General features: G+C 64.5%; 26 protein-coding genes and 1 tRNA gene. 13 read left to right on the plus strand and 14 right to left on the minus strand.

Annotated elements, in window-relative coordinates; translation table 11 throughout:
• Positions 1–18: 18 nt before the first annotated feature.
• Both IVB28_RS15485 and pxpB read right to left on the minus strand, forming a co-directional pair.
• A complete protein-coding gene (locus IVB28_RS15485) occupies positions 19–1,056 on the minus strand; it encodes a biotin-dependent carboxyltransferase family protein (RefSeq protein WP_247527306.1) in 1,038 nt (345 codons plus the stop codon).
• Positions 1,053–1,784, minus strand: a complete 732-nt coding sequence (pxpB, locus tag IVB28_RS15490) for a 5-oxoprolinase subunit PxpB (RefSeq protein ID WP_247527307.1) — start codon at positions 1,782–1,784, stop codon at positions 1,053–1,055. Before pxpB ends, IVB28_RS15485 begins: the two co-directional genes overlap by 4 nt.
• Before the next feature lie 249 nt (positions 1,785–2,033).
• Between pxpB and IVB28_RS15495 the strand changes: the two genes are divergently transcribed.
• Both IVB28_RS15495 and IVB28_RS15500 read left to right on the plus strand, forming a co-directional pair.
• Positions 2,034–2,732 (plus strand): ribonuclease activity regulator RraA, encoded by a 699-nt coding sequence (locus tag IVB28_RS15495; RefSeq protein ID WP_008129640.1) that lies wholly within the window; start codon positions 2,034–2,036, stop codon positions 2,730–2,732.
• A 15-nt stretch (positions 2,733–2,747) separates the two neighbouring features.
• Positions 2,748–3,152 (plus strand): cupin domain-containing protein, encoded by a 405-nt coding sequence (locus IVB28_RS15500; RefSeq protein ID WP_028144578.1) that lies wholly within the window; start codon positions 2,748–2,750, stop codon positions 3,150–3,152.
• Positions 3,153–3,216: 64 nt separating this feature from the next.
• On the opposite strand, the gene IVB28_RS15505 is transcribed toward IVB28_RS15500, so the two are convergent.
• From IVB28_RS15505 to IVB28_RS15515, 3 genes are all read right to left on the minus strand, one after another.
• The gene (locus IVB28_RS15505; RefSeq protein WP_247527308.1) at positions 3,217–3,567 is read right to left on the minus strand and encodes a hypothetical protein; all 351 of its coding nucleotides are present in this window, start codon (positions 3,565–3,567) and stop codon (positions 3,217–3,219) included.
• A 178-nt stretch (positions 3,568–3,745) separates the two neighbouring features.
• On the minus strand, positions 3,746–4,621 hold the full coding sequence (locus IVB28_RS15510) for a DUF2147 domain-containing protein (protein WP_247527309.1): 876 nt from the start codon (positions 4,619–4,621) through the stop codon (positions 3,746–3,748).
• A gap of 205 nt (positions 4,622–4,826) precedes the next feature.
• Positions 4,827–5,606, minus strand: a complete 780-nt coding sequence (locus IVB28_RS15515) for a transporter substrate-binding domain-containing protein (RefSeq protein ID WP_247527310.1) — start codon at positions 5,604–5,606, stop codon at positions 4,827–4,829.
• A 126-nt stretch (positions 5,607–5,732) separates the two neighbouring features.
• Between IVB28_RS15515 and IVB28_RS15520 the strand changes: the two genes are divergently transcribed.
• A complete protein-coding gene (locus tag IVB28_RS15520) occupies positions 5,733–6,230 on the plus strand; it encodes a DUF1993 domain-containing protein (RefSeq protein ID WP_247528555.1) in 498 nt (165 codons plus the stop codon).
• Positions 6,231–6,300: 70 nt separating this feature from the next.
• Here the strand turns inward: IVB28_RS15520 and IVB28_RS15525 are convergent, their stop codons facing one another.
• The 6 genes from IVB28_RS15525 to IVB28_RS15550 all read right to left on the minus strand — a co-directional run bounded on the left by IVB28_RS15525 (position 6,301) and on the right by IVB28_RS15550 (position 12,469).
• Positions 6,301–6,846 (minus strand): hypothetical protein, encoded by a 546-nt coding sequence (locus tag IVB28_RS15525; RefSeq protein ID WP_247527311.1) that lies wholly within the window; start codon positions 6,844–6,846, stop codon positions 6,301–6,303.
• A 170-nt stretch (positions 6,847–7,016) separates the two neighbouring features.
• The gene (locus tag IVB28_RS15530; RefSeq protein ID WP_247527312.1) at positions 7,017–8,006 is read right to left on the minus strand and encodes a hydroxyacid dehydrogenase; all 990 of its coding nucleotides are present in this window, start codon (positions 8,004–8,006) and stop codon (positions 7,017–7,019) included.
• A gap of 34 nt (positions 8,007–8,040) precedes the next feature.
• The gene (ugpC, locus tag IVB28_RS15535; RefSeq protein ID WP_247527313.1) at positions 8,041–9,141 is read right to left on the minus strand and encodes a sn-glycerol-3-phosphate ABC transporter ATP-binding protein UgpC; all 1,101 of its coding nucleotides are present in this window, start codon (positions 9,139–9,141) and stop codon (positions 8,041–8,043) included.
• 6 nt (positions 9,142–9,147) lie between these two features.
• Entirely contained in the window at positions 9,148–10,059 is a 912-nt protein-coding gene (locus tag IVB28_RS15540; RefSeq protein WP_247527315.1) for a carbohydrate ABC transporter permease, read from the minus strand.
• Positions 10,059–10,997: a sugar ABC transporter permease gene (locus tag IVB28_RS15545; protein ID WP_247527316.1), complete on the minus strand. Its 939-nt coding sequence runs from the start codon at positions 10,995–10,997 to the stop codon at positions 10,059–10,061. Before IVB28_RS15545 ends, IVB28_RS15540 begins: the two co-directional genes overlap by 1 nt.
• A 131-nt stretch (positions 10,998–11,128) precedes the next feature.
• A complete protein-coding gene (locus IVB28_RS15550) occupies positions 11,129–12,469 on the minus strand; it encodes an extracellular solute-binding protein (RefSeq protein WP_247527318.1) in 1,341 nt (446 codons plus the stop codon).
• Positions 12,470–12,963: 494 nt separating this feature from the next.
• On the opposite strand from IVB28_RS15550, the gene IVB28_RS15555 reads away from it, so the two are divergent.
• Both IVB28_RS15555 and IVB28_RS15560 read left to right on the plus strand, forming a co-directional pair.
• Positions 12,964–13,770 carry a Spy/CpxP family protein refolding chaperone gene (locus tag IVB28_RS15555; protein ID WP_247527320.1) on the plus strand — a complete coding sequence of 269 codons (807 nt, stop codon included), beginning with the start codon at positions 12,964–12,966 and terminating at the stop codon, positions 13,768–13,770.
• 113 nt (positions 13,771–13,883) lie between these two features.
• Positions 13,884–14,261, plus strand: a complete 378-nt coding sequence (locus IVB28_RS15560) for a response regulator (RefSeq protein ID WP_247527321.1) — start codon at positions 13,884–13,886, stop codon at positions 14,259–14,261.
• A gap of 104 nt (positions 14,262–14,365) precedes the next feature.
• Here IVB28_RS15560 and IVB28_RS15565 read toward each other — a convergent pair whose 3' ends face one another.
• The 3 genes from IVB28_RS15565 to glk form a co-directional block, all read right to left on the minus strand.
• Positions 14,366–14,521, minus strand: a complete 156-nt coding sequence (locus tag IVB28_RS15565; RefSeq protein WP_247527324.1) for a hypothetical protein — start codon at positions 14,519–14,521, stop codon at positions 14,366–14,368.
• A gap of 144 nt (positions 14,522–14,665) precedes the next feature.
• Complete coding sequence (locus IVB28_RS15570) at positions 14,666–14,869, minus strand: hypothetical protein (protein WP_247527325.1); 204 nt, start codon at positions 14,867–14,869, stop codon at positions 14,666–14,668.
• Between the two features lie 142 nt (positions 14,870–15,011).
• Positions 15,012–16,004, minus strand: coding sequence for a glucokinase (gene glk, locus IVB28_RS15575; RefSeq protein WP_247527328.1), 993 nt, complete (start codon positions 16,002–16,004; stop codon positions 15,012–15,014).
• Positions 16,005–16,272: 268 nt separating this feature from the next.
• Between glk and pncA the strand changes: the two genes are divergently transcribed.
• The 8 genes from pncA to IVB28_RS15615 all read left to right on the plus strand — a co-directional run bounded on the left by pncA (position 16,273) and on the right by IVB28_RS15615 (position 25,468).
• Positions 16,273–16,899: a bifunctional nicotinamidase/pyrazinamidase gene (gene pncA / locus IVB28_RS15580; RefSeq protein ID WP_247527329.1), complete on the plus strand. Its 627-nt coding sequence runs from the start codon at positions 16,273–16,275 to the stop codon at positions 16,897–16,899.
• Positions 16,900–16,915: 16 nt separating this feature from the next.
• Positions 16,916–18,031, plus strand: coding sequence for an alpha/beta fold hydrolase (locus IVB28_RS15585; protein ID WP_247527330.1), 1,116 nt, complete (start codon positions 16,916–16,918; stop codon positions 18,029–18,031).
• Positions 18,032–18,171: 140 nt separating this feature from the next.
• On the plus strand, positions 18,172–20,205 hold the full coding sequence (locus IVB28_RS15590) for an NAD(+) synthase (RefSeq protein ID WP_247527331.1): 2,034 nt from the start codon (positions 18,172–18,174) through the stop codon (positions 20,203–20,205).
• 32 nt (positions 20,206–20,237) lie between these two features.
• Positions 20,238–20,621, plus strand: a complete 384-nt coding sequence (locus IVB28_RS15595) for a GrlR family regulatory protein (RefSeq protein ID WP_247527332.1) — start codon at positions 20,238–20,240, stop codon at positions 20,619–20,621.
• Positions 20,622–20,713: 92 nt separating this feature from the next.
• On the plus strand, positions 20,714–21,991 hold the full coding sequence (locus tag IVB28_RS15600; RefSeq protein ID WP_247527334.1) for a DUF1236 domain-containing protein: 1,278 nt from the start codon (positions 20,714–20,716) through the stop codon (positions 21,989–21,991).
• A gap of 687 nt (positions 21,992–22,678) precedes the next feature.
• Positions 22,679–24,529, plus strand: a complete 1,851-nt coding sequence (gene ilvD, locus IVB28_RS15605; protein WP_247527336.1) for a dihydroxy-acid dehydratase — start codon at positions 22,679–22,681, stop codon at positions 24,527–24,529.
• A 219-nt stretch (positions 24,530–24,748) separates the two neighbouring features.
• Positions 24,749–25,072 carry a hypothetical protein gene (locus IVB28_RS15610; protein WP_247528556.1) on the plus strand — a complete coding sequence of 108 codons (324 nt, stop codon included), beginning with the start codon at positions 24,749–24,751 and terminating at the stop codon, positions 25,070–25,072.
• Positions 25,073–25,378: 306 nt separating this feature from the next.
• Positions 25,379–25,468 (plus strand) — tRNA-Ser (locus IVB28_RS15615).

Genomic DNA, 25,468 nt, shown 5'->3' on the forward strand with positions numbered 1-25,468 from the left:
CTGGTCTTGTTGTTGGACTTAAGGCTCCGCGGTGACCTGCCAGGTCGCCGCGTCGACGGCGCTCACCGCGTAGCCCGCAACGTTGGCATCGCTGAGCGCCTCGATATTGAGCGCGACGCTGTCGGAAGAGCGCAAGCGATCGGACAGGGTCCGGATCAGTTGCGCGAATTTCTTCGCCTCGTCCTGCGCCTCGGCCATGCTGACGGCCTTGAAGCGGAACGCCGTTCCAGCCGAGGTCTGCGCGAGGCGGCCGACATCGGCCGTGATCACGGTCGCGATCTTCGGATAACCGCCGGAGGTGCCGCGATCCATCATCAGAGCGATCGGCGCGCCGTTGCCGGGCACCTGGATGCTGCCGTTGACGGTGCCGTCGGAGACGATGTTGTGGCCGTGCAGATGCTTGATGGCCGGGCCCTCGAGCCGGTAGCCCATGCGATCGGAGGTCGCCGAAATCTTCCACTCGCTTCCTAAGAACAGCGCCTTGTTGGCATCGTCGAATTCATCATCTTGCGGACCGAGCAGAACCCGGATCGGGCCGTTCACCGGTTTGGGCAGTTCGATCCGCAGCTCCGGTGCGCCGCTCGCGGCGTCGACGCTGAATTCGTCGCCGGCCTGGAGCGGGCGCGGGTAGGGGCTGCCAAGGCCCGCGCGGGCATTGACCGCGAGACTGCCGAACACCGGCTCGCCCTTGATGGCGCCTTCGATCGCCAGATAGGTGAAGGCGCCGCCGCGGGCAAAGCCCAGCGTCAGCGTCTCGCCGTCCTTCAGCGTCACCGAATTGTCCATGGCGAGGGGGCTTCCGGCGACGTCCGCATTGCGCGGCGCGCCTGAAATTGCGACGCGCACGGCGCCGTCGCGCGCGGTGAAAGAGGCGCCGAACGGGCCGATCTCGACGGCGGCCGCGAACGGCTCGTTGCCGACCAGCGTATTCGCCGCAGCCAGTGACAGCTGGTCCATCGCCCCGCTCACCGTCAGGCCATAGCGCTGCGCGCCGAGGCGCCCGCCATCCTGGACGGAGCTTGCAGGGCCGATGCTGGCGATGACGAGCCGGCTCATGCGACCACCTGCTCGGCGATGATCTCGCCGGCTTCCGCCGCGCGGTCCTGCTCCTCGAAGGTCTTGTGGTCGATGGCGAAGAACGTCACGCGATCACCGGGCTCGGTGAGGAAGGTCGGGTTGCGATGGAGCTGATAGGTTCTGACAGGCGTGCGGCCGAGCAGGTGCCAGCCGCTCGGGGCGGCGAGGCACTGGATGCCGGCCTGGATGCCGCCGATCGAGATCGTGCCGGCAGGCGTCAGCAGCCGCGGATTTTGCCGCCGCGACATGTGCAGGGATTTGTCGAGGCCACTGAGATAGGACCAGCCCGGCGTGAAGCCGATCATGGCGACCTTGTAGTCGCCGCCAATGTGCCGGGCGACGATGTCGTCGGGCGTGGTGCCGAGCGCCTTGGCGACGTCCTCCAGATCGACGCCGTGCTCGCCGCCATAGGCGACGGGAATGCGCCAGCGGCGCGCCTTGGTCACCGGCGGCAGCGGGCGGGTGGCGATCGGGAGGATCTTTTCGCCGAGGGCGGCGAAACCGATCTTGCCGGGATCGTAATGCACCAGCAGCGAGCGATAGGTCGGCACGGTCTCGGTGATGCCGTCGATGGGGCTTGCCGCGAGCGCCTTGTCCAGCGCCAGCACGCGCTGGTTGGCTGCGTCATCGATCGTGCGGCTGAACTCGACCGTGACGGCGCTGTCGCCACTGGGCAGAAGGCGGGGCGGGGGAAGCGTCGCGGCCATGAGCTGTCGAAGAGCTGTCGAAATCGGGAATGCGGTCCCCAACGTGAGAGTTCCGCTTGGTCCTGCTTCGCGTAAATGCGCCCGCAAGTCCAATAAATTAATGCAACGGGGCGCGATAAGACCTTGTTATCGCGTCGCATAACGGCTCAGCCGCCCTGCGTTATTGGTGGGCTCTTGGCCCTTGACGCAAGAGCTGCGGCTCGCAAGATGCGCGCGTTCTTTCCCGCACCTTGGAGCTCGTTGTCGTCCATGTCGCTGTCCCCCGAAGCCCGCAAGACCCTCGCCGGCATCACCACCGCCACCATCACCACGGTCCTGCTGAAGAAGGGCCTGCGCAATGTGTGGATGCGGGGCGCGCGGCCGCTGCGCCCGGGCCTGCCGCGCCTGGTGGGACCGGCCTTCACGCTGCGCTTCGTGCCGGCACGCGAGGATCTGGCGACGCCGGAATCCTGGTCGTCCCCGATCTCGACCCGCACCGCGATCGAGGCGATGCCGGACGGATGCATCGCGGTGGTCGATGCCATGGGCATCACCGATGCCGGCATTTTCGGCGACATTCTCTGCGCCCGCATGATGAAGCGCGGCGTCACCGCGCTCGTCACCGACGGCGTCGTGCGCGATGTCGAGGGCGTGCTCGGCACCAATTTGCCGGTGTGGTGCGACGGCTATGCCGCGCCGCCTTCCGTTGCCGGCCTGACCTTCGTCGGCTGGGGCGAGCCGATCGGCTGCGGCGGCGTTGCGGTGTTCCCGAACGACATCGTGGTCGCCGACCAGGACGGCTGCGTCCTGATCCCGCAGGCGATGCTCGATCACGTCCTCAACGAGGGCGTCGAGCAGGAGCGCATGGAAGCCTGGATCGTCAACGAGGTGAACAACGGTGCGGTGCTGCCGGGCCTTTATCCCATGAACGCCGAGACCAAGGCGCGCTACGCCGCCAGCAAGAAGTAACAGGAGCGAGGACCCATGGAGATCACTGTTGCAGGCACGCGGCCGACCCGCCGCGCGCCCAAGGAAAACTTCACCGGCACCGTGTGGCAGGACCCTGTCATCATGGCGCCCGCGCCGGCACGGCTGAACTGTTCGCGCGTTGCCTTCGAACCGGGCGCGCGCACCAACTGGCATCACCATCCGCTCGGGCAAACGCTCTATGTCATCTCCGGCGTCGGGCGTGTGCAGACCAAGGGCGGTCCTGTCAGGGAGATCCGTCCCGGCGACACGGTTTGGATTCCGCCGGGCGAGCTGCACTGGCACGGGGCATCGCCGACCAACGGCATGTGTCACATCGCCATGCAGGAAGCGCTCGACGGCGTCTACTCGACCTGGCTGGAGCCGGTCACTGACGCGGAATATGGGGCGGCGTTGGGCTAGCTTCTCGCGTCCCGGACAAGACGCATCGCCCAAGGCGATGCGTCGCCGATCCGGGATGCAAGCCCTACATCCGCTCCGCCGTCCACGTTCCCGTGCACAGGGGGCCGCGCCAGGTGCCGGAGCCCGAGGTGCCGCTGAGCCGTCCGAAGCCGACGGCTCGCTTGATGCCGGTGCTCAAGGTGACGTTGATGCTGCCGGCGTCCGCCACGCGGCCTGACGCCGTCACCATTGCGCTGCTCGAAGCGATCTGCCCGTTGTTGATGCCAATCGCCACCGTCGAGCCGTTACCGCAGGTCTCGCTCGACGACGAGATACGGACATTCCATGCGCCATCGAAAGTGCTGGCGCTGGCCTGTGCGGCCGGCAACGCGATGACGATGATTGTGGCGAAGAGAGCCTTGCGAAATCCGTTCATGACACGCCCCTTGGGTTGAACATGCGGAGATCGTAGCGTAGGCGCGGAACCGGCGATGTGAGGGCTGTCACGCGCGCGACGGGCTCTGTGACCTCGCGCACGTCGCAATCGATTTGACGGGCAACAGCAAAGGGCCCGCGCTGCGGGCCCTTTGTGTCGGTCAGAGTGCGCCCAGAGGTCAGTTCACGCGCGTCCAGGTCTGCCCGCCGCAGAACATACCGCCGAAGGCGCAACCCTGCACGCGCAGGCGGTCGGTGCCCTTCATTGCGATCGTCGAATCGTAGGTCGAGCCGGAGTTCGGATCGAGGATGCGGCCGGACCATTTCTGGTCCTTGCTCGGCTTCATGTTGATGAGCACCTGCTCGCCATTCTGGTTCGATTTGCCGTCGACTGAATAGCCGCAAAGATTCGTGCCGCATTGTTCGATGCGGACCTTGCCTTCCTTCTCCTCGGTAAGCCAGACGCCGAGCGGCGAATTGAGATCGCGCGTGGGCGCGGCTGCGGCAACCGGCGGCGCGACGGCGGCGGCCTGAACCGGGGCAGGGGCCGGCGCGGGCGGCGGAGGCGGGGCGGCCGGAGGTGCCGCCGCCACTGTCGGGGCTGGCGGCGGGGCTGCCGCGGCGGGAGCTGGCTGCTGCTCGACTGGCGCAGCGGCCGGAGGGGGTGCGGGCGGCGGCAGGACGGCTGGGCTGGCCGGCGCATTGCTGGCGGTCGCGGCCGGAGGCGGAGCCGGCGGTGGTGCTGCGGCAGCGGGTGCAGGTGCGGGAGGCGCTGCGGCGGCGGGCGGCGGGACAGTCGGGGCGGGAGCCGCAGGCGCGGCCGGCGTTTGTGGCTCGACGGTGGCTTGCTGCGGAGCCTGCTGGACCGGGGTCGCCTCGTTCTTCTTGGCCTTCTTCGCCTTGCCCTGGCCGGTGTTGTCGTACACGCCGGGAATCTGCACCGTGCCGCGATCGGGATCGATGCGGATGGTGCGCCCGCCATATTCGAACGTGTACTGCGCTTGCGCAGCGGTGCTTGCCAAAAGGAATGCGGCCGTGGCCAACAGCTTCCTCATTTCGGTCTCCTGAACAGGTGGTCCCCGCACCGACGCTTACGCGCCGGCTGCATTCCAAAACGTGATCTAGATCACTGTCTCGGTATGAGTCGCCGTCCCGCTGTTCCGGGTTCAATAGGCTAGGAGCCGGTCCAAAGTTTGGCAGAGACAGGCGACAGGAGGGCACGGGCTGGCGCGCCGTGCCCAGGGAACGCCCGACGAGGATCTAGTCGAACCAGGCGGCGTAGATCTTCTTGTAACTGCCGTCTTCCATGGAAATGTGCAGCCATTGATCGACGAAGGCCTTCAGTGCCATGTCGCGCTGGAGCCAATAGGCCTTCTCGGAGAAATCGAACGGTTTTTCGGGATGCACGGCGCAGAGCACGCCCGCGTGCTGCTTCTGCTGGTAGCGCGTCTCGGAGGCGTCCGTCATCATCAGATCGGCATTACCTTTTGCGATCTCCTCGAAGATCACGGTGTTATCGGGGAAGACCGTGATGTCGGCATCCCTGATGTTGGCACGCGCGAAGCGCTCGTTGGTGCCGCCGGGATTGACGATGACGCGGGTGCCCTTCTTGTCGATGTCGGCGATGCTCTGGTACTTGCCGACGTCGGCGCAACGCGCGATCGGCGTCTTGCCCTCGCGCATGATCGGCGTCGAGAAGAAGCCCTTCTTCTGCCTGTCGAGCGTCACCGAGACGCCGCCCATCGCGACATCGAACTGGTCGGCCTCGAAATCCGTCATCAGCTTCGGCCAGGCCGTCGCGACGAACTCGACCTTGACGCCGAGCGCCTTGCCGAGCGCCTGCGCCATGTCGACATCGAAGCCGCTGAACTGCTGCGTCGACTTGTCCAGATAGGTAAAGGGCTTGTAGTCGCCAGTCATGCCGACGCGCAACGTGCCGCGCTTGACGATCTCGTCGAGCCGCGAGGGCGCCTGCTGCGCGTGAGCCGAAAGGTTTGCCAGCAACGCCACCGCAAAAGCCGCCAAGATTCGAACAGCCATTCGAACGATCATCTCTTCTCCACCCCTGCGCGAACTGTCATTGTGCAGCGCTTGAGGCGTGGATTTAGACCAGATGCGAGCGCCTGGCGAGGCGGAATTGAAAGGAATCTCGAAGTGACGATCTCGATGTACGAGGCCTCGGTCGGCCTCTTCGTGCCCTACTTGCGAAACCTGTCCGCGTTGCTCGACAAGGGCGTTGCCTACGCCGAGGCCCGCAAGTTCAACCCGACGGTCCTGCTCGGCATGCGAATGGCGCCGAACATGTACGATCTGGCGCAGCAGGTCGGCGAGGCCTGCCGCCACGCCACCGTCGCGCCGGCCTTGCTCGCCGGGCGCGAGCCCGCGGCGCTACCGGTCCTTGAGCACGACATGGCCGGGCTTCAGGCGCGCATCGCGACGTCGATCGAGTTCATCGAAAGCCTGCCGCGCGCGGAGATCGACACGGCGGCGGAACGAAATGTCCCCTTCAAGCTGAAGAACGGCACCGAGCTGCCTTTCACAGGGCGGACGCTGCTGCTGACATTCAGCGTCCCGCAATTCTTCTTTCACGTCACGACGTCCTACGACCTGTTGCGGCACGCCGGCGTCGAGCTGGTGAAGAAGGATTATTTGGGAAGGAAGTAGGTGCGGAAGCTCGATGTCCACCTCTCCCCGGCGGGAAGAGGTGTAGGAAATATCCGACTTGCGGCCAAGCTTACGCTTCGCCCTTGCGCTCGTAATCGGCGAGCGAGCTGCGGCCGGCGATCTCGCTGCGCAGCTCTTCGAAGCGACGATGTGCCTCGTCCTCGTGCTCGTCGACGAAGCGCACGGCGGCCTCGCTCGTCATCGGACCGCTAATCACGGGAACGGACTGCTCGCCGATGGTCTCGTGGACGTAGAACTGGTCGTCATCGCCGCGATGGACCGTCCATTTTAGACGGATCGCGACCATCGGTCCGGGCCCGACCTTGCTATAGCCGTCGCCGTCGGTGTGCTCCGGCACCAGCGGCTGCTCTTCGACCACTGGATGCTCTTCGCTTGACGCATGCTCTTCGACTGACCGATGCTCGTCTACCGACGAATTCTCGTCGACCACCGAATGCTCTTCGACGACCCGCCGTTCGTCGGAGTCCATGTGCTCGCGCTCTCCGGCGACCACGATTTCGGTCTCGGTCTTGCGAATGACGAGGACGGGCTCCGGGTGCTCCAGGATGCTGGCGATGGTCGCCAGCGCGTGGTCGGTCGGGTCGATCTCTGACAAGGGTCCATCCTCCAGCTCGACGCGCCGGCCAGTCTGTCCCGCTGCCGCCGCGCTTCCGTCACCATTACGCGCGCTTGATTAAGGCTGAGTTGGGGCTCGATCTGCACCAAAATGGGACGCATTCTGGCCTTCCGAAGGCGGGCGGACCAGCCGCCCAACCATCGGCTCGCTCAGCCCAGCACGTCCTGATTGATGACGTTCTGCCTGATAGGATCGCCGTCCAGAACACTGAGGATGTTGCGCGCGGTCTGCTCGCTCATGCGCTGGACCGCTTCCACCGTGACGCCGGCAACGTGCGGGGCAATGATGACGTTGGGCAGGGCGAACAGCGCATTGCTGACCGGCGGCGGCTCCACCTCGAACACGTCGATGCCGGCCCCGGCGAGCTTGCCCGAGACCAGCGCGTCGTAGAGCGCGGCTTCCTTGACGATGCCGCCGCGTGCCGTGTTGATGAGATAGGATTTCGGCTTCATCCGGCCGATCCGCGCCGCATCGAATAGACCGATCGTCTCCGGCGTCTTCGGGCAGTGGATGGTGACGAAATCGGCGTTGGCTAGCGCGGCGTCGAGGTCGGTGACCGGCTCGCAAGCTGCAGCCTTGATCTCGGAGGCGGGCTTGTAGGGATCGTAGACCTGCACGTTCATGTCCATCGCCAGGCAGCGCTTGGCGGTACGGCTGCCGATGCGACCGAAGCCAATGACCAGAACGGTCTTGCCGTAGAGATCGAACGGCAGCATGCCGAGCCGGTCGGCCCATTTGCCGTCCCTGACGCAGGCGTGAAGTTCCTGTGCTCGCTTGGCGAGGGTCAGCATCATGAACAGCGCCGCTTCCGCGACCGAAGGAGAGTTCGCGCTGCCCGCAACCATCAGCGGCACCTTGCGGCGGGAGAGGGCGGGCACGTCGACGGCGTCGTAGCCGACGCCAATGCGGGTCACCACCTGCATGCCGCGGGACGCCTCGAGCTCGGTCTCGCCAAAGGCGGTGGCCCCGAGTGCCACGCCGTGGACCGGCGCATGGCTCTTGAGCAAGGCCTCGAAATCTCCGGCCGAGATCAGGTTCGGAAATTCGACGAGCTCGATATCATCGCGTTGGGTGAGGAGGGCGCGCGCGCCTTGCGACAAAGTTTGCGTGACAAAGATTTTCTTCTTGTTGGTCGACATCGTCCCCTGCCTGCGCGAGTTTCTTGCCCGGCCGTCACAATACGGCGCCGGTCGCCTCGTTTAGCAGGTGCATATTGTTGAGGTCCATCGCCAAACGCATGGGTGCCCCGTCCTTGGCGCCGGCATTGGGATCGACACGGCCGCAGATCGGCGTGCCTTCCAGTCCGAAATAGACCAGCGTTTCCATTCCCATCGGCTCGGTGACATCAAGCACGGTGTCGAAAGTCTCGACACCCGGCTCCAGATGCGCATTCGATTCCGTGAGATGTTCGGGACGAATGCCGAGCAACAGGTTTTCAGTTCGGGGCAGTGCACTGTAACGGGCGGCGCGGGCCGGCGGCAACGGGAATGAGATGCGGTCCGTCAGGCGGACGTTGAGCTTGCCGCCGACGTCTTCCAAGCGGCACGGAATGAAGTTCATCGCGGGCGAGCCGATGAAGCCGGCGACGAAGCGCGTTGCCGGCTTGTGGTAGAGCTCGTTCGGCGTGCCGATCTGCTCGATCCGTCCCTTGTTCATCACCACGACGCGGTCGGCCAGCGTCATCGCCTCGACCTGGTCGTGGGTGACGTAGACGGTGGTGGTGCGCACCTTCTGGTGGACCTTCTTGATCTCGATCCGCATCTGCACGCGAAGTTTCGCATCGAGATTGGACAGCGGCTCGTCGAACAGGAAGACTTTTGGGTTGCGGACGATGGCCCGCCCCATGGCGACGCGCTGGCGTTGGCCGCCGGAGAGCTGCTTCGGCTTGCGGTCGATCAGGTCGGTGATGTCCAGAAGCCGCGCGGCCTCTGTCACACGCGCCTTGATCTCGGCCTTGGGATAGTGCTTCAGCCGCAGCCCGAATGACATGTTCTCCGCAACGGTCATATGCGGGTAGAGCGCGTAGTTCTGGAACACCATGGCGATGTCGCGATCCTTCGGCGGCACGTCGTTGACGACGTCGCCACCGATCGTGATGTCGCCATCGGTGATGTCCTCAAGCCCTGCGATCATCCGCAAGGTCGTCGATTTGCCGCAGCCCGATGGCCCCACCAGCACGATGAACTCATGGTCGGCGATGTCGAGATCGATGCCGCGCACCGCCTCGACATCGTCGTAACGCTTGACCACCTTCCGCAATGCAACTTCAGCCATCAGACATCAACCCTTTGTCGAGCCGGCGGTCAGGCCGGCAATGTAGTAGTCCATCAGGAAGGCATAGATGATCAGCGGCGGGGCCGCGCCCAGCAGCGCGCCCGTCATGATCTGACCCCAGTTGAAGACGTCGCCCTTGATCAGCGTTGTGGTGATGCCGACCGGCAGCACGAGCTGGTCGATGGAGGTCGTGAACACCAGGGGATACAGGAACTGCGCCCAGGACACCGTGAAAGCGAAAATGGTCGCGGCGATCAAGCCAGGCAGCGCCACCGGGATGAAGATCCGCGTCAGGGTCTGGAGCCAAGAGGCGCCGTCGATGAGAGCGGCCTCATCCAGCTCCTTCGGGATCGAGGCGAAATAGCCGATCATGATCCAGGTGCAGAACGGCACGGTCAGCGTCGGATAGACGAACAGCAGCACGTACCATCGGTTGAGGAGCGTGATGCCGGTGATGTCCTGGACCGCAGCGAGCATCTTGAACAGCGGAATGAACAAGAGGCTGTCCGGGACCAGGTAGGTGAGAAAAACACCGGTCGCGAGCGTCGTCGAACCCCAGAACTTCATCCTCGCCAGCGCGAAGGCCGCAGGAATGCTGATCAGCATGGTGACGCACACGACTACGATGGAGACGACCGCCGAATTCCAGAAGAAGCGTAAAAACTGGTTCGACGTCAACAACTCGACGTAGTTCGCCAGGGTAGGATGAAATACCCACCATGGATTGGTCGCCGCCGAGATCTCCGCGCTGCTTTTCAGGGAGGTGATCAGCATGTAGATCGGTGGGATAAGCGAGAAAATCGCGAACAGCACCAGGAAGAAGTAGGACCAGCGCAGCGCCCAGGTCCGATCCCGGCTCATGCTCCGGTACTTGATCTTGCGCGTGGGACCGCCCTTGTCGATTGCAAGCGTGCTCATCAGGCTTCGTTCCCGCGTTTGTTGACGTCGCGTAGGATGAAGATCGCCGCGACTGCGAGGATCGGCACCATGAACAGCGAGACGCAGGCGCCGAGCGGAATATCACTGCTCTGGATTCCGACCTGGAACGCCCAGGTGGCGAACAGATGCGTCGAATCCAACGGGCCACCCGAGGTCAGGATGCGCACGATATCGAAATTGGCGAAGGTGACGATCAACGAGAACAGCGTCGTAATGGCGATGATGTTGCGCATCATCGGCAGGGTCACGTACCAGATCCGTTGCCACCAATTGGCGCCGTCAATCGCGGCCGCCTCGTAGAGCTGGTCAGGCACCGATTTAAGAGCTGCCAGATACATGATCATGAAGAACGGCGCGCCATACCAGACGTTGACGAGAATGACGGAGAAACGCGCCCAGAAGGTGTCGCCAAGCCAGGGGATCGGGCCGACGCCGAAGAACGACAGCGTGTAGTTGAAGGCGCTGTAGGAGGGATCGAACAGCCACAGCCAGGCCAGCGTGCTCATCGCCGGCGGGATCACCCAGGGCACCAGCAGCATGCCGCGCCACTTGCGCTGGCCCTTCGCCGGAAGGTTGTGGACGAAATGAGCGACAATGAAGCCCATCAACGCTTTGAAGAACACGGCGGTGAGGGCGAAGATGCAGGATTGCCTCACCACCATCCAGAACGTGTCGCGCTTGAACAGGAAAGTGAAATTGCCCAAGGCGACGAACTTCTGCATCGACTTATTCAGCGTGGCGAGATGCATCGAGTAAAAGGCAGGATAGAGCACGAACAGCGCGATCAGGAGAATCAGCGGCAGCGTCAGGAAGAACGCCATCGTCGACTTCCGCCTGAGCGCATTGCGGAGGCTGGCCCGTTTGCGCGAGCTCCCAGCGCGGACGGAACGACCTTGCTCAACGACGATATCGGCCATGGTCAAGACTTTCGTGAAGGTTCAACAGGGAAGCCGACCGCGTTGGCCGGCTTCCCCCAACAAGGAGATGGGACAGGCGGAATTTTCGGCGGCTCACGCGTCACTGCGTGAACCGCCCTGAGCACCCGGCATCAGCTCCGCATGAAACCTTCGCACTCGCCCTCGGCCCAGGCGAGCGCCTGCTCGATGGTCTCGCCACGGGCATAGCGCAGCACCAGTTTGGTCAACGTCGCCTGGCTGTAGATCTGCTGGGCGATCTTCGGCGGTGCCGGCGAGGCCGCGATCGACATCGTCTGGCGGCCGTGTGGGTCGGGATAGCTATAAAGCGTGCCCTTCGGCGGCCCTTCCTCGGCCCACGTCTTCAGCTTCGTCATATTTGCGAAAGCCGGGAGATCGTAGCCGCCGCTCGCCGCGACGAACTTCTCGATAGAAGAGGGTTGCGACAGATGAGTCAGCAGGCTCTTGGCGGCCTCCTTGTTCTTGCCGAAGGCCCAGACGCCCCAGAAATAGGGCAGGAATGGCGCGAAGCGGCCCTTCGGACCCGCCGGCATGCCGTGTGTCCAGCATTGCTCGGCAACCTGTGGTGCATCGCGTTTGGCGACGGCCCACGAACTCGGCGGGTTCAGGATCAGTGCACCGCGGCCCGAGATCAGCCACTTGTTATTGGACGCGTCATCCCAGGAGGCCGCGTCCGTCGGAAGCACCGCGATCAGCTTCTTGTAGAATTCGAGAGCCTGACGCACGGCGTCAGTCTTCACGGTGATGTCGCCCTTGGCATTGACGAGCTCGGCGCCGAACGACTGGAAAATCGCGCCGGCGGTATCGACGCTGTCGGTGGTCTCGCCGAGGCCGATCCCGAACGGGACGCCAGCCTTGTTGCAGGCTTCGGCAGCCTTGAGAAAGGCTTCCATCGTCCAGTTCTCGTCCTTGGGCACGCTACCGGCCGGATACATCTCCTGCACGTCAATGCCGGCGTGCTTCTTCATCAGGTCGATGCGCGAGCAGGGGCCCTTGATCTGACTGCCGACGGTGGCAGGGACGGCAAGCCATTTGCCGCCGGCCTGGCCGAGATATTTGGTCGTGCCGTTCACCTCGCCATTTTGCTTGATGATCGGCTCCATGATGTCGCTGACGGGCTCGAGTTGGTCTGCATAGGCGTGCGGCCACCAGGTCGGCATCTGGAGAATATCGTGACCGGATTTCGCCTGCGCTTCGGCGGCGACGGTCAATTCGAGCTTCTTGTTGTTGCTGGTGATGTAGTCGATGGAGACTTCCACCTTCTCCTTCGCGGCCCATTCGTTCACGAGATCGGTCGAGGACTTGTTGGCGCCCGGTACCCAATGGTCCCAGAAGCCGATGGAGAGTTTGCCGGCGGCATAAGCGCCCCGAACATAGGGCGCCGTGATCAGCGCCGCGGAGGACATTGCAGTGGCAGCCACAAATTGACGTCGCGTCAGTGTCTTGCGTGACATCTCGTTTCCTCGCCTGGGTGTTTGTTGTTGGAGTTTCCTCTGAGAGACTTTCTTATTGAGTTCTTGCTTATCGAGTTCTTGTTGTCGATTTTCTTGTTGGCGGTATCGGCTGGCGTGGACCTTTCACGCAGGCCGCAGCAATTGGTAGCGCGATCAGATCATGATTGATCGCCTCTGTCGAGAAAGCCGAACGGCTCCTCGTCTAGAACTAATGGTGTGCCCGGCACCGTCTTGATTGCACGCCGGGATCATGCGTTACGCGTCAACGCAGTCGTTCATTTTGCGACGCACACGTCGTGCAGGCGAGCCCTCAAACGATCCGTGCGCAATTACGCCGCAGTTCCGAATGAGCCTGCATAACCGCTTCGCGCCAAAGACTTTTCGGGCGTGGACAGCAATCGGCCACGTCTGGACCTTGGCGCGGCGGAAACGATAGAGTTGCATTGGCGCGGGCTCCGCCCGACAGGCCAGTCAGATCGACGATGGAGATGAGAATGATCAACCGGGCGTCGTCAGCGCGGCTTCACCTGCGACAATGGTTTGCGCTGGGGTCCGTGCTCGCGCTGCTCCTCGGCAACGCCGCCGCGGCTAATGCTCAAGGTCTGGTCAAAGGCGTTCAGGACGGCGCGGCGGCCGGGAACAAGGCCGCAGGTCCGGTCGGTGGCGTGCTCGGGGGCGCAATCGGCGGCGTGGTCGGCGTCTTCACCGGCGTGCTCGGCGTCGGCAACAACAATGGAAATCAGGCTCCAGCTGCCAAGGACGCCGGCAAGGATGCTGGCAAGGACACCGGGAAGGATGCCAAGCAGCAGGGCGCGGCCAAGGACAAGGATGGCAAGAACGCCAAAGCCGGCAAGGGCGCCAAGGCGAGCAAGGAGGCGAAGAACACACCGCAGGGCAAGGATAATAAAGATGTCACGGTCCTCACCCAGACCGGCGCCCCGCAGCAGTCCGCCGAGCAGATCGTTGCGAACAGCGATTCTTATATCGAGCGGATCAAGACCGAGCTGAACCTCACACCTGAACAGGAGAAGCACTGGTACGGCTTCTCGAGCGCTATGCACTACCTGGGGCATAACGGCGCGGAGCGGCTCAACTTGCGGGTTGCGCGCGCCAAGCGGGATCCGCCCGACGACATCATCGAACAGATGCGCAACGAGTCGCAGTTCCTGATCGACCGTGCCGCCGACCAGCGCAATGTCGCCGACGCGGCCGAGCCGCTCTTTTCGAGTCTCGACGACAAGCAGAAGCAGGTCTTCATTCAGGAGATGGTGCGCCTGAGCCACGAGCGCGGATTGGATTGATCAAGTTGAATCGGATCGGGCGCGTGTGAATTAACGGCGCCCGCCACGAATTCGTGAATCCTCTCCACAATTGAGGTATGCTTAGCTTCACGAAGGCTGACTGCGGGGTTGAAATGGCGGACGGACTCTCCGTTTTCCTGGTCGAAGACGAGGCGTTGATCCGGATGATGATCGCCGACATGGTGGTGGAACTCGGCCACCACGTTGTCGCGGAAGCGGACAATGTCGGCGACGCCAGCGCGTTCGCCATGACCGCGCAATACGATCTGGCCATCCTCGACATCAATCTCATGGGCGTCTACGTCGATCCCGTCGCCGACTTGATCGAGCGTCGCGGCAAGCCGTTTCTGTTCGCCACCGGGTATGGTCCGGAACTGCTGCCGTCCTTGCTGCGACGCAGGCCGATCCTGCGCAAGCCGATCGCAATGGATCAGCTCAAGGCGATGATCGACTCGATGTTTCCGGGAGCCCCCGTCGAAGCGCCGCACTGAGCGAAGACGCCGCGCTGAGTGACAGCGAAGGCGCCGCACCGAGTTTGCCAACGAAAATGGCCGCCCGTCGGGGCGGCCATTTGGCAACGGAATTTGCCGCGATCTCACATCAGGCCGGCGCCGAGGTTGATGCCGTGCGCCATCAGGCCGAACGAGGCGACCAGGCCCGTGCAGCAGAGCAGCAAGATGGTCTTGAAGGACGTATCGGCGAAACGCGCTTCCACGACGGCCGGCATCGCGGCGATAGAAATCATGCTCATGTTTATTGCCCCCTCTGTTGATCCTGAATTGCATCAGGTGAGGGAACTCTTACAGCAAAGAGTTTGACATCAGATTGCGGGAAATCGTTAATGAAACCGCAACCGCTTCCCGCTTTCGCGCCTACCTTAGCCGGATTGCAAGCCTCAGTTGCGGCCGTTCTTCAGCACGGTGGCGATGGTGTAGGCCGTCATGGCCGCACGGTCCGAAGCGCGCTGGGCAGCCAGCCGGTCTCGCGCCTTTTCCTCGATCAACAGGTCGATCAGAGCCTGCCGCTTGTCTTCGTCGTCCGCCTCGCTCAGCAGACGGTGATACCGGTGATAGTCGAAACCCAGATCCTGCTTACGCATGCTACGCCCCCGCAACTACGACACGCACGGCCTTATTGTTTCTCATCGGGAACATGCAGGCAAGCACGATCATGCGTGGAACTGCGCGTGCGCTGATCAGCCGTGAATATGGGAACCCGGCAACAGGGAGAGTTCTCGCGCCTCAATCCACGTTGTGGTCGGCAAACATTTTCAGCCCGACGAAGCTTGCGTCTGGCTTGACCACAAGCCTGGTGGGAATGTCCCGCAAATACTCCTGGAACCGTCCCTTGGCTTCGAAACGTGCCCGGAACGCGGATGCCATCAGGAACTCAGGAAACCGCGGCACGATTCCGCCGGCGATATAGACACCGCCGCGGGCCCCGAACGTCACCGCGAGATTGCCGGCGACGGAACCCAGGATGGCGCAGAACATCTCCAGCGTCGCGAGGCTGACCGGACAAGTACCCTCCAGGGCGGCCTTGGTGATACCGGCAGCATCGCGCTGCGGCACTTGAGCGCCGTCAACCTCGGCCAAGGCTTCGTAGAGGTTTTGCAGGCCAGAACCCGAGAGCGCGCCGCGCTCGATGGAGACGTGGCCGAGGCGCCGGCGCAAGCACGTGATCACACGTTCCTCGCGCTCGTTTTCCGCTGGCAGCGTCGCGTGTCCGGCTTCGGTGACGACGGCCAGTCGCGCGCCATGGCGGTCGACCAGACACGAGACGCCAAAGCCCGTTCCGGGTCCAACCACCAGCAGCGGCTCTCCGGGCAGGCCATCTTGTCCGCCAAGCGGGATCAGATCGGCAGGCTGCAAGGCGGGCAGCGACCAGGCGACCACCTCGAAATCGTTGAGCACATGGACGCTGTCGAACCCGAGAGCCGGTTGCAGTTCATTGCCGTCGATGACCCAGGGACTGTTGGTCATGACGCAGCGGTTGTTCGTGACGGGACCCGCGACGGCCAGCACGGCTCTGTGAGGCCGCTCGCCACCGGAACCGCGCGCCAGGACGTCCGAGATCGCTTCGCGGACGGTCGGGAAGTCGGCGACCTTCACATAATCGATCGGTCCGATCTGATCGAAATCGCCGCGGCCCAATTCGCCCTGGCTCAGCCCAAAGCGCGCGTTGGTGCCGCCGATATCGGCGAGAAGAATCTGTCCTGTCTTGCCGATACTCATGACTTCGTGGCTGCCACAGCCATCCGGCCGCGCCAACCCTGTCCTCCACGCTTTGACCCGATCCGCCCGTCGCGGACAGCGCGAGAATCCGCCGTCGGGTGCGCCTAGTCAACACGGACGAGGCCAAACCGTTGCATACTGGCTGTCGGCAGCTGGCCAATTCGCGCAGGCTTGCACGGCCCCGGCGGTTGCGAAGCTGCGCGGGAAGACCGACACTAAGGGGACGGGTCTGGCGCCGGCGCACCCGGCACATCGAACGAGACTGGCGATGAAGATTTCCGAGCGCGACGTGCTGCTGGCGATCGACGTGCAGAACGACTTCTGCACCGGCGGAGCGCTTGCGGTCCCCGGCGGCGAGAAGGTCGTCCCCGCCATCAACCGCATCGCCCAAAAATACGCCAACGTGGTGTTGACCCAGGATTGGCATCCGCGCGACCACGTCTCGTTCGCGCCGAACCATGCGGGCAAGCAGCCGTTCCAGACCATCGAGCTCGATTACGGCACCCAGGTGCTCTGGCCGGCACATTGCGTGCAAGGCACCTCGGGCGCCGAATTCCATCGCGATCTCGACATCACTTGCGCGAGCCTCGTGGTGCGCAAGGGGTTTCGCCGCGAGATCGATTCCTATTCGGCGTTGTTCGAGAACGACCGTCGGACGCCGACGGGCCTGCTCGGCTATTTGCGAGAACGTGAGCTGAAGACCGTCTTTGTCGCCGGTCTCGCGCTGGACTTTTGTGTCCGCTTCTCGGCGGAGGATGCGCGCAAGGCCGGCTTGGAAGTGGCCGTCATCGAGGACGCCTGCCGTGGCATCGATCTCGACGGTTCGGTGGCCGCGGCCCATCGGAGTTTTCGGGACCTCGGCATCTCCGTCGTCAGCCTCGAGGCTATTCTGTAGGACCTTTGAGAAAGTCATGGTGGAAAAGATCGCCAAACAGCCGGGCGGACCGGATCATCCCCCTGACGAGCCGCTGCTATGGCCGTTTGCGGCGGCGCGGCTCGCCATGGACGCTTGCTTCTGGTGGGTCGAGCGCGGCCGGGCAGAGCAGGATGAGAGCAGACTGGCGTGGACGACGCCCAACAGCATTGCGCTGGAGCTCGCGACGATGCGCCTGCGCGATTGCTCGCGGACCCGGTCCGGCCAGCCAGTGCTGGTGTGCGCGCCCTATGCGCTGCATCGGGCCCTGATTGCCGATTTCGCACCCGGCCACAGCGTGGTGGGGTCGCTGCGAGACGGCGGCATTGACCGGATCTATCTCACTGATTGGCGCTCGGCTACGCCGGACATGCGTTATCTCTCGATCGACAGTTATCTTGCCGATCTCAACGTCGCGATCGACGAGATCGGCGCGCCGGTCGATCTGGTCGGCCTGTGCCAGGGCGGCTGGCTGTCGCTGCTCTATGCGGCGCGCTTTCCGGCCAAGGTGCGGCGGCTGGTACTCGCCGGTGCTCCCGTGGACCTGTCGGTCGATTCCTCGTTGTGCCGGCTGACCCGTAACGCACCCGAGATGGTCTACGACCAGCTCGTCGCCCGCGGCGGCGGCAATGTCAGTGGCGAGGAGATGCTCCGCTTGTGGTCCAAGGCGCCAGACCGAGACGATATCGCAGCTGCGTTGCAGAAAGAGCTGTCGGACGAGGAGGGTGCGGCGCTGCTCGCGCGCTTCGATCGCTGGAACGCGGAGGCGCTCGATCTGCCAGGCAAATATTATCTGGAGACCGTCAACCGTATCTTCCGGGAGAACCAGATCGCCGCCGGCAGTTTCACAGCTCTGGGCCGCACGGTCGATCTGAGGGCCGTCAAGGTACCGGTCTTCCTGCTCGCCGGGCTCGACGACGACGTCGTGCCGGCTGTGCAGGCGCTTGCCACCGCAGGTCTCCTCGGCACGCCGCCGGCCTTCATCGCCGCGGCATCCGAGCCGAGCAACCATCTTGGCCTGTTCATGGGTGCGCACACCCATGCGCATGCCTGGCCGCGGATCGCTGAATGGCTGCGCGACGACCTGTCCGGCGTGCTGGCCCGCGGTGCCTGAACTCGCCAGGCGCCGGGCAGCCTATCCTGCAAGTCCGTTATGCATGACGTCGGATGGCCTGCACGGGCCGCAGCCGATGGGCTACATATGGTCCGGAGCTGACGGCTTCGGCAGCGACGACATCAAGGGTACTGCGCTCGATGACTTTCCACTCGATCTACGCCCACGGATTTGCGCGCGTGGCGGCCTGTGTCACCACCTCCCATGTCGCCGATCCCTCGGCCAACGCGAAGGCGGTGCTGGCGGCGGCCAATGCCTGCCACGAGCAGTCGGTGGCGGTCGCCGTGTTTCCCGAGCTGTGCCTGTCCGGCTATGCGATCGAAGATCTGGTCAAGCAGGATCCTCTGCTCGATGCGGTCGAGCGCGGCCTCGCGGGCATCGTCGAGGCCTCCGCAGGGCTGATGACGGTCCTTATCGTCGGCGCCCCGCTGCGCTTTGGCCTTCGCATCTACAACTGCGCCGTGGTCATTCATCGTGGCAACATTCTCGGCGTGGTGCCGAAGACTTACCTGCCAACCTACCGCGAATTCTACGAGGGCCGGCATTTCGCCTCCGGTGCCGGCATGGCCGGGGAGACGATCGCGCTCGGCGGGCTGCAGGCCCCGTTCGGCATCGACCTGTTGTTCTCGGCCGACGACGTCCCGGGCCTCACCATCGGCGTCGAAATCTGCGAGGACATGTGGATCCCAGTGACGCCGTCCGCGGAACTCGCGCTCGCCGGCGCCAGCGTCCTGATCAATCTCTCGGGCAGCCCGATCACGATCGGCCGGGCGCGCTCGCGCGCGCTGCTGTGCCAATCGACCTCCGCGCGCTGTCTTGCGGCCTACGTTTACGCCGCCGCCGGGGCGGGGGAATCGACCACGGATCTTGCCTGGGACGGCCAGACCTCGATCTACGAGAACGGCGTGTTGCTGGCCGAGGGCGAGCGGTTCCGCCAGGGCGGCCAGATCACCTACGCCGACATCGATCTCGACCTGCTCAGGCAGGAACGCGCCCTGATGGGAACGTTCGACGACAATCGCCGCCAGCGCGAGGCGTTTTTCCGCAAGGTGACGTTCGCCTTGAACCCGCCGGCCGCGGACATCGGCTTCCTGCGCAAGGTCGAGCGCTTCCCGTTCGTACCGAGCGACGAAAGTCTGCTCGAGCAGGATTGCTATGAGGCCTACAACATCCAGGTCGCCGGTCTCGTGCAGCGCATGCGCGCCACCGGCACCAAGCGCGTCGTGATCGGCGTCTCGGGCGGGCTCGATTCCACCCACGCGCTGATCGTCGCCGCCAAGGCGGTCGACCTCCTCGGTCTGCCCCGTGAAAACATCCTGGCCTACACCATGCCGGGCTTTGCCACCGGCAGCGAGAGCAAGACCCATGCGCTGGCGCTGATGCAGGCGTTGCACACGAGCTGGCAGGAGCTCGACATCCGCACCACGGCGACGCAGATGCTACAGGACATCGGCCATCCCTTCGGCGAGGGCCAGAAGGTCTACGACGTCACCTTCGAGAACGTACAGGCGGGCCTGCGCACGGATTATTTGTTCCGGCTCGCCAACCATCACGGCGGCATTGTCATCGGCACCGGCGATCTCTCCGAACTCGCGCTCGGCTGGTGCACCTATGGCGTCGGCGACCAGATGGCGCATTACAACGTCAATGCCGGTGTGCCGAAGACGCTGATCCAGCATCTGATCCGCTGGGTGATCTCCTCGAAACAGTTCGGCGACGACGTCAACCGGACGCTCGGCGCGATCCTGGTGGCCGAAATCTCGCCCGAACTCGTACCGGTCGAGGCCGGCGAGAAGCCGCAGAGCACCGAAGCGGCCGTGGGCCCTTATGAGTTGCAGGATTTCAACCTGTTCTACACCCTGCGCTTCGGCATGCGGCCGTCCAAGATCGCGTTCATGGCGCAGCATGCCTGGAAGGACGTCGCCAAGGGCGAATGGCCGCCGGCGTTTCCGCACGACCGGCGCAAGGCCTACGAGCTTCCCGAGATCCGGCGCTGGCTCGAGGTGTTCTTGCGCCGCTTCTTTGCCTTCAGCCAGTTCAAGCGCTCGGCGATGCCGAACGGGCCGAAGGTCTCGGCCGGCGGCTCGCTGTCACCGCGCGGCGACTGGCGCGCGCCCTCGGATTCGAGCGCGGCCGCGTGGCTCGAAGATCTCGAACGAAACGTGCCGAACTGATCGGGGCGCGGATCGACATGGGAGATGATCGGATGTCGGCCGGGGATGGGGCAGAAGCGGGTGGAGAGGCCAGGATCGTCAACGGCCTCTACATCTTCGACATCGAGATGCGTGACGGCAAGCGCGGGCAGGCCAGAGGCGTGGTCGTGCTCAGCGATGGTCGCATCATGGGCGGCGACAGCTTTTTCTACTACACCGGCAGCTACACGTTCCGGAACGGCAAGTGGCGGGGCGACATGATCGTCAACCAGCACACCGAAGCCGTCGGCAGGATGCTCGCATTCGGCGGCCGGGAGGTCACATGCGGTTTCTCCGGCGACTATTCCGCCGGTGCTGCCGAGGTCGAAGGCATGGCGCTGGTCGGCAAGACCACCGTAACATTCACAGCCCGCCTCACACTCACGGACGCGATGTGACCCCGGCGTGATCGGCCCTCGTTCCTGCACTGGAACCTTCGTACCCGAAGAACGTTCGCGTGTGTTGTTGTGAATTGTCGAGGAGAGGGACCATGCGCCAGCACTTGATGTTATCGACCGCCGCTATCGGACTGATGCTCGCCTCCGGCTTCGCCTACGCCCAAGGGCCCGGTGAGCGTAGAGACGAGCCGAGACGGACCGAGGAGCCCGCGAAAGGCGCTGCGCCGCAGCGCGGCGGCGCCCAAGAACGGCCTCAAGAACGCGTTCAAGAACGCGCGCAAGGCGCCCAGGAGCGACTGCAGGGCGCGGGGCGCGAGGACAAGGGCGGCGGCGCTGCCAAGCAGGAAGCGACTGACGACAAGCGCCAGCCGGCCAACTCTGCCGAGCGTAACCAGCCGAAGGCCAAGGACCAGGCACAGGAATCCCGCGAGCCTGCGCGCGATCGCAGCCGTGACGCCGAGAGCACCAAACCGGGACGCGACAGCAAGAGCAGCGCCGAGACGAAGCAGGATAAGCCTGCGCCGCAGAAATCAACGGCCGAGTCCGAGAAGTCCAAGACCGGTCCCGCTGGTCAGCACAACGAGCGCACGGGAGCTACGGCCAACCAGAACGAGCGTAACCAGGCCCAGCCGCCCCGCAACGCAGCCGAGCAGCAGCCGCCGGCGCAGCAGAACAACCGGCCGGCCACTGCGACCGATACGAACCGGACGGCTCCGACCAACAACGCGCAGACCGCGCCCGGCACCTCGGGCACGCAGACCAATCAAGCCAATCAAACGACGCAGACCAACACCCAGGTCAATCAGCAGACCCAGGTGACGTCCGAGAAGCAGGTGCGGATCTCCGAAACGGTGAGCCGTGCACGCCTGGCGCAGCCGGAGCGCAATCTGAACATCTCGATCCGGGTCGGCGAGGCGATTCCCCCGCGCGTGCGTCTCCATCGGCTTCCGCCCGAGATCATCTCGATCGAGCCGCAATATCGGGACTACGAATATTTTGCCACGGAGGAAGATGTCGTTATCGTGGAGCCGCGCACCCATCGGATCGTCAGCCAGGTGCCGCGCGATCCGTCGCGAGCTCGCGCGCAGATGAGCGGCACTGGCTCATCGAGCGTGGCGGCCGGCGGTAGCACTGCGAGCAACAACGTGAACTGCCAGATCATGCGGCGTGACGCCTCGGGCAATGTGGCCCAGGCAGAGCCCTCAACCGTGGGCTCGACCGCACGCACGGATTCGCTGAGCGTGATTGTCCAGATGCCCGGCGGCGGCTCGTCCGCGCCGATCGCCCTCGGCGCTCCCGCCGGCAATATCGTGGTCGCAACGCAAGGGCAGGGCGACTGCACGGTCACGCTCGAGCCGCAGACGCGCTGACCGAAGAACCACGCTGAAACGACAACGCGCCGCCCGGATGCCCCACCGGACGGCGCGTTGCTGCGTTCAATCTTAGAAAGCGTCGAGGTCCGGAGTGCCTAGGAGTCCGGACCTCGTCACCTTGCCCCAGCCTTCAATCCCCCGCCCCATGTGGTCCCCCAACCCCATGTAGCGCGATCAGAGGGTGATGCCCGTGGAAGTGGCCGCCGATCGATGTCACGCGATGTACGCGACATCCCAATAGGACTCCATTCCGGATCACTACGGATTTAATCGCGCTTGAATTTGCGCGGCGCATGCGCCTGCACGCGCAGTTGCCCGACATCAATGCAAGCGCGCGACTAACATCGTGGTGACCACGCTGGCCTCTCCGTGATCGGCGACTGGCTGCGCGACCGGCGATCCGACTGCAATAGCTCGCCCGGTCTCGTGTCCCGGACGCGGTGCGGCGCGGAGTGCCGCGCCGCAGAGTCGGGACCCATGCCGCTCTGGACCCCGGTTCTGCAGCGCACCGTTGCACGCTGCGCTGCGCCCGGGGAACGGCCGTGCCCGCGCCGGGAGCAGGGGAGCCCTGTCCGGCTCAAGTTCCCGTTGCGCGCGTTCCCCGCGTGCGCTATCCGGCCACAAAGGCCTGAGGCGGCTCCATATTTTTCCGCCCGCCCGGCCAAACCGAGGACGGAAACCGCCATGCCAGCCTATCGCTCCCGCACCACCACCCACGGCCGCAATATGGCGGGTGCCCGCGGCCTCTGGCGCGCGACCGGTATGAAGGATGCCGATTTCGGCAAGCCGATCATCGCGGTGGTCAATTCCTTCACCCAGTTCGTGCCCGGCCACGTCCATCTCAAGGACCTCGGCCAGCTCGTCGCGCGCGAGATCGAGCAGGCCGGCGGCGTCGCCAAGGAGTTCAACACCATCGCCGTCGATGACGGCATCGCCATGGGCCATGACGGCATGCTCTACAGCCTGCCGTCGCGGGAGCTGATCGCCGACAGCGTCGAGTACATGGTCAACGCGCATTGCGCCGATGGCATGGTCTGCATCTCCAATTGCGACAAGATCACGCCCGGCATGCTGATGGCGGCGCTGCGCCTCAACATCCCCGCCGTGTTCGTCTCCGGCGGTCCGATGGAAGCCGGCAAGGTCACGCTGCAGGGCAAGACCAAGGCGGTCGACCTGATCGATGCCATGGTCGCCGCCGCCGATAGCAAGGTCAGCGACGAGGACGTCAAGGTGATCGAGCGCTCGGCATGCCCGACCTGCGGCTCGTGCTCGGGCATGTTCACGGCCAATTCGATGAACTGCCTCACGGAAGCACTTGGTCTTGCGCTGCCCGGCAACGGCACGGTGGTGGCGACCCATGCCGATCGCAAGCGACTGTTCGTCGAAGCCGGCCACACCATCGTCGACATCGTGCGTCGCCACTACGAGCAGGACGACGCCTCCGTGCTGCCGCGCAATGTCGCCAATTTCAAGGCGTTCGAGAACGCGATGACGCTGGACATCGCGATGGGCGGTTCGACCAACACCGTGCTGCATCTGCTCGCCGCCGCCCATGAAGGGCAGGTCGCGTTCACCATGGGGGACATCGACCGGCTGTCGCGCCGCGTGCCCGTGCTGTGCAAGGTCGCGCCGTCGGTCGCCGACGTCCACGTCGAGGACGTGCACCGCGCCGGCGGCATCATGGGCATTCTCGGCGAACTCGACCGCGCCGGGCTGATCGACACCTCGGTCACGACCGTGCATGCGCCGACCATGAACGATGCGCTGGAGCGCTGGGATATCAAGCGCTCCAAGAGTGAGTCCGTCCGCACTTTCTTCCGCGCCTCGCCAGGCGGCATTCCGACCCAGGTCGCGTTCAGCCAGGAGCGCCGCTACGACGAGCTCGATATCGATCGCGAGAAGGGCGTTGTCCGTAACCTCGAACACGCCTTCAGCAAGGATGGCGGTCTGGCCGTGCTCTACGGCAACCTCGCGCAGGACGGCTGCATCGTGAAAACCGCGGGCGTCGACGCCTCGATCCTGAAATTCACAGGTCCGGCCCGCGTGTTCGAGAGCCAGGACGCGGCGGTGGAAGGCATTCTGGGCGGCAAGGTCGTTGCCGGCGAGGTCGTGGTCATCATCTATGAAGGCCCGCGCGGCGGCCCCGGCATGCAGGAGATGCTGTATCCGACCAGCTATCTGAAATCGATGGGCCTCGGAAAGGCCTGCGCGCTCGTCACCGACGGACGCTTCTCGGGCGGTTCGTCGGGCCTGTCGATCGGGCATCTGTCGCCGGAAGCGGCCGAAGGCGGCAACATCGGTCTGGTGCGGACCGGCGACCGCATCGCGATCGACATCCCGAACCGCAGCATCACCCTGGAGGTCTCCGACGAGGAGCTGGCCAGGCGCCGCGCCGCGGAAGAGGCGAAGGGCGATGCCGCCTGGCAGGCGATTGGCCGCAAGCGCAACGTCTCGACCGCGCTGCAGGCCTACGCAGCGCTCACCACCAGCGCCGCGCGCGGCGCGGTGCGTGAGGTGAAGCGTCGTTCGAACTGAGCATTCGCAACATTCGCCTCACGCGGATGGTCAACAAATTCTGAACGGCCGGCTTTCGCCGGCCGTTTGCATTAAGGATGCCCCGACGAACATCGGCAGCCCGGAAGTTTGCGGCGTATACTGCGCCGACCTTCGCAAATCCATTTTGGCAATTGGGGCACCACCGCAATGTCTCGTACTCTCGCCGTTGTTTTCTCCACCGCCGTCGCCGCGATTTCCATGACGGGCGCGGCCTCCGCCGGCTGCCACAATTGCTACGCACCCCCGCCGTGCACCACCTGCTATCAGCAGCAATACGTGCAGCCGCAATACCGCACCGTCGACGAGACCGTGATGGTCTCGCCCGGCGCCACGGTCGCGCACCGCACGCCGGCGCAGTATCGCACCGTGATGGTGCCGCAGACCGTGATGGTGGCGCCGCCGAGCGTGCAGTACCAGCAGATCCCGCCGCAATACGCCACCCGCCAGCGCGTCGAGATGGTCCAGCCAGGTTATTCCTATTACGCCCCGGTGCAGATGAACTGCGCCTCCTGCGGGTACTGAGGCCAAGGACGAGGAAGGCTTCGAGCGGCGCTCCTCACGGGGCGCCGTTTTCTGTTGCGCGCCGCAAAACGAGGCCCGGACCTGGAGACAGATCCTGCCGGGCCTCGCAACCGGCGACGCCCTGGGAGGTGTCGCCAGTGTCGGATTGCCGAGACGTCGGCGCGCGGTGGCGCCGAACCTGTCGCCAAGCTAGAGGAACAAGCTGACGCTCGCCTGACAGAGGGCAGGCGCATACGCCGGAGGCGAGGCGCCAACTTCGCGTTGCCTTGGGCCGTCGACTGCGTTAAGCGACAGCAATTCGGACTTGGAAGGGTGGCCGAGTGGTTTAAGGCACCGGTCTTGAAAACCGGCGTGCCCGCAAGGGTACCGTGGGTTCGAATCCCACCCCTTCCGCCA

This window comes from Bradyrhizobium sp. 199, assembly GCF_023073355.1.
Taxonomy (GTDB): domain Bacteria; phylum Pseudomonadota; class Alphaproteobacteria; order Rhizobiales; family Xanthobacteraceae; genus Bradyrhizobium.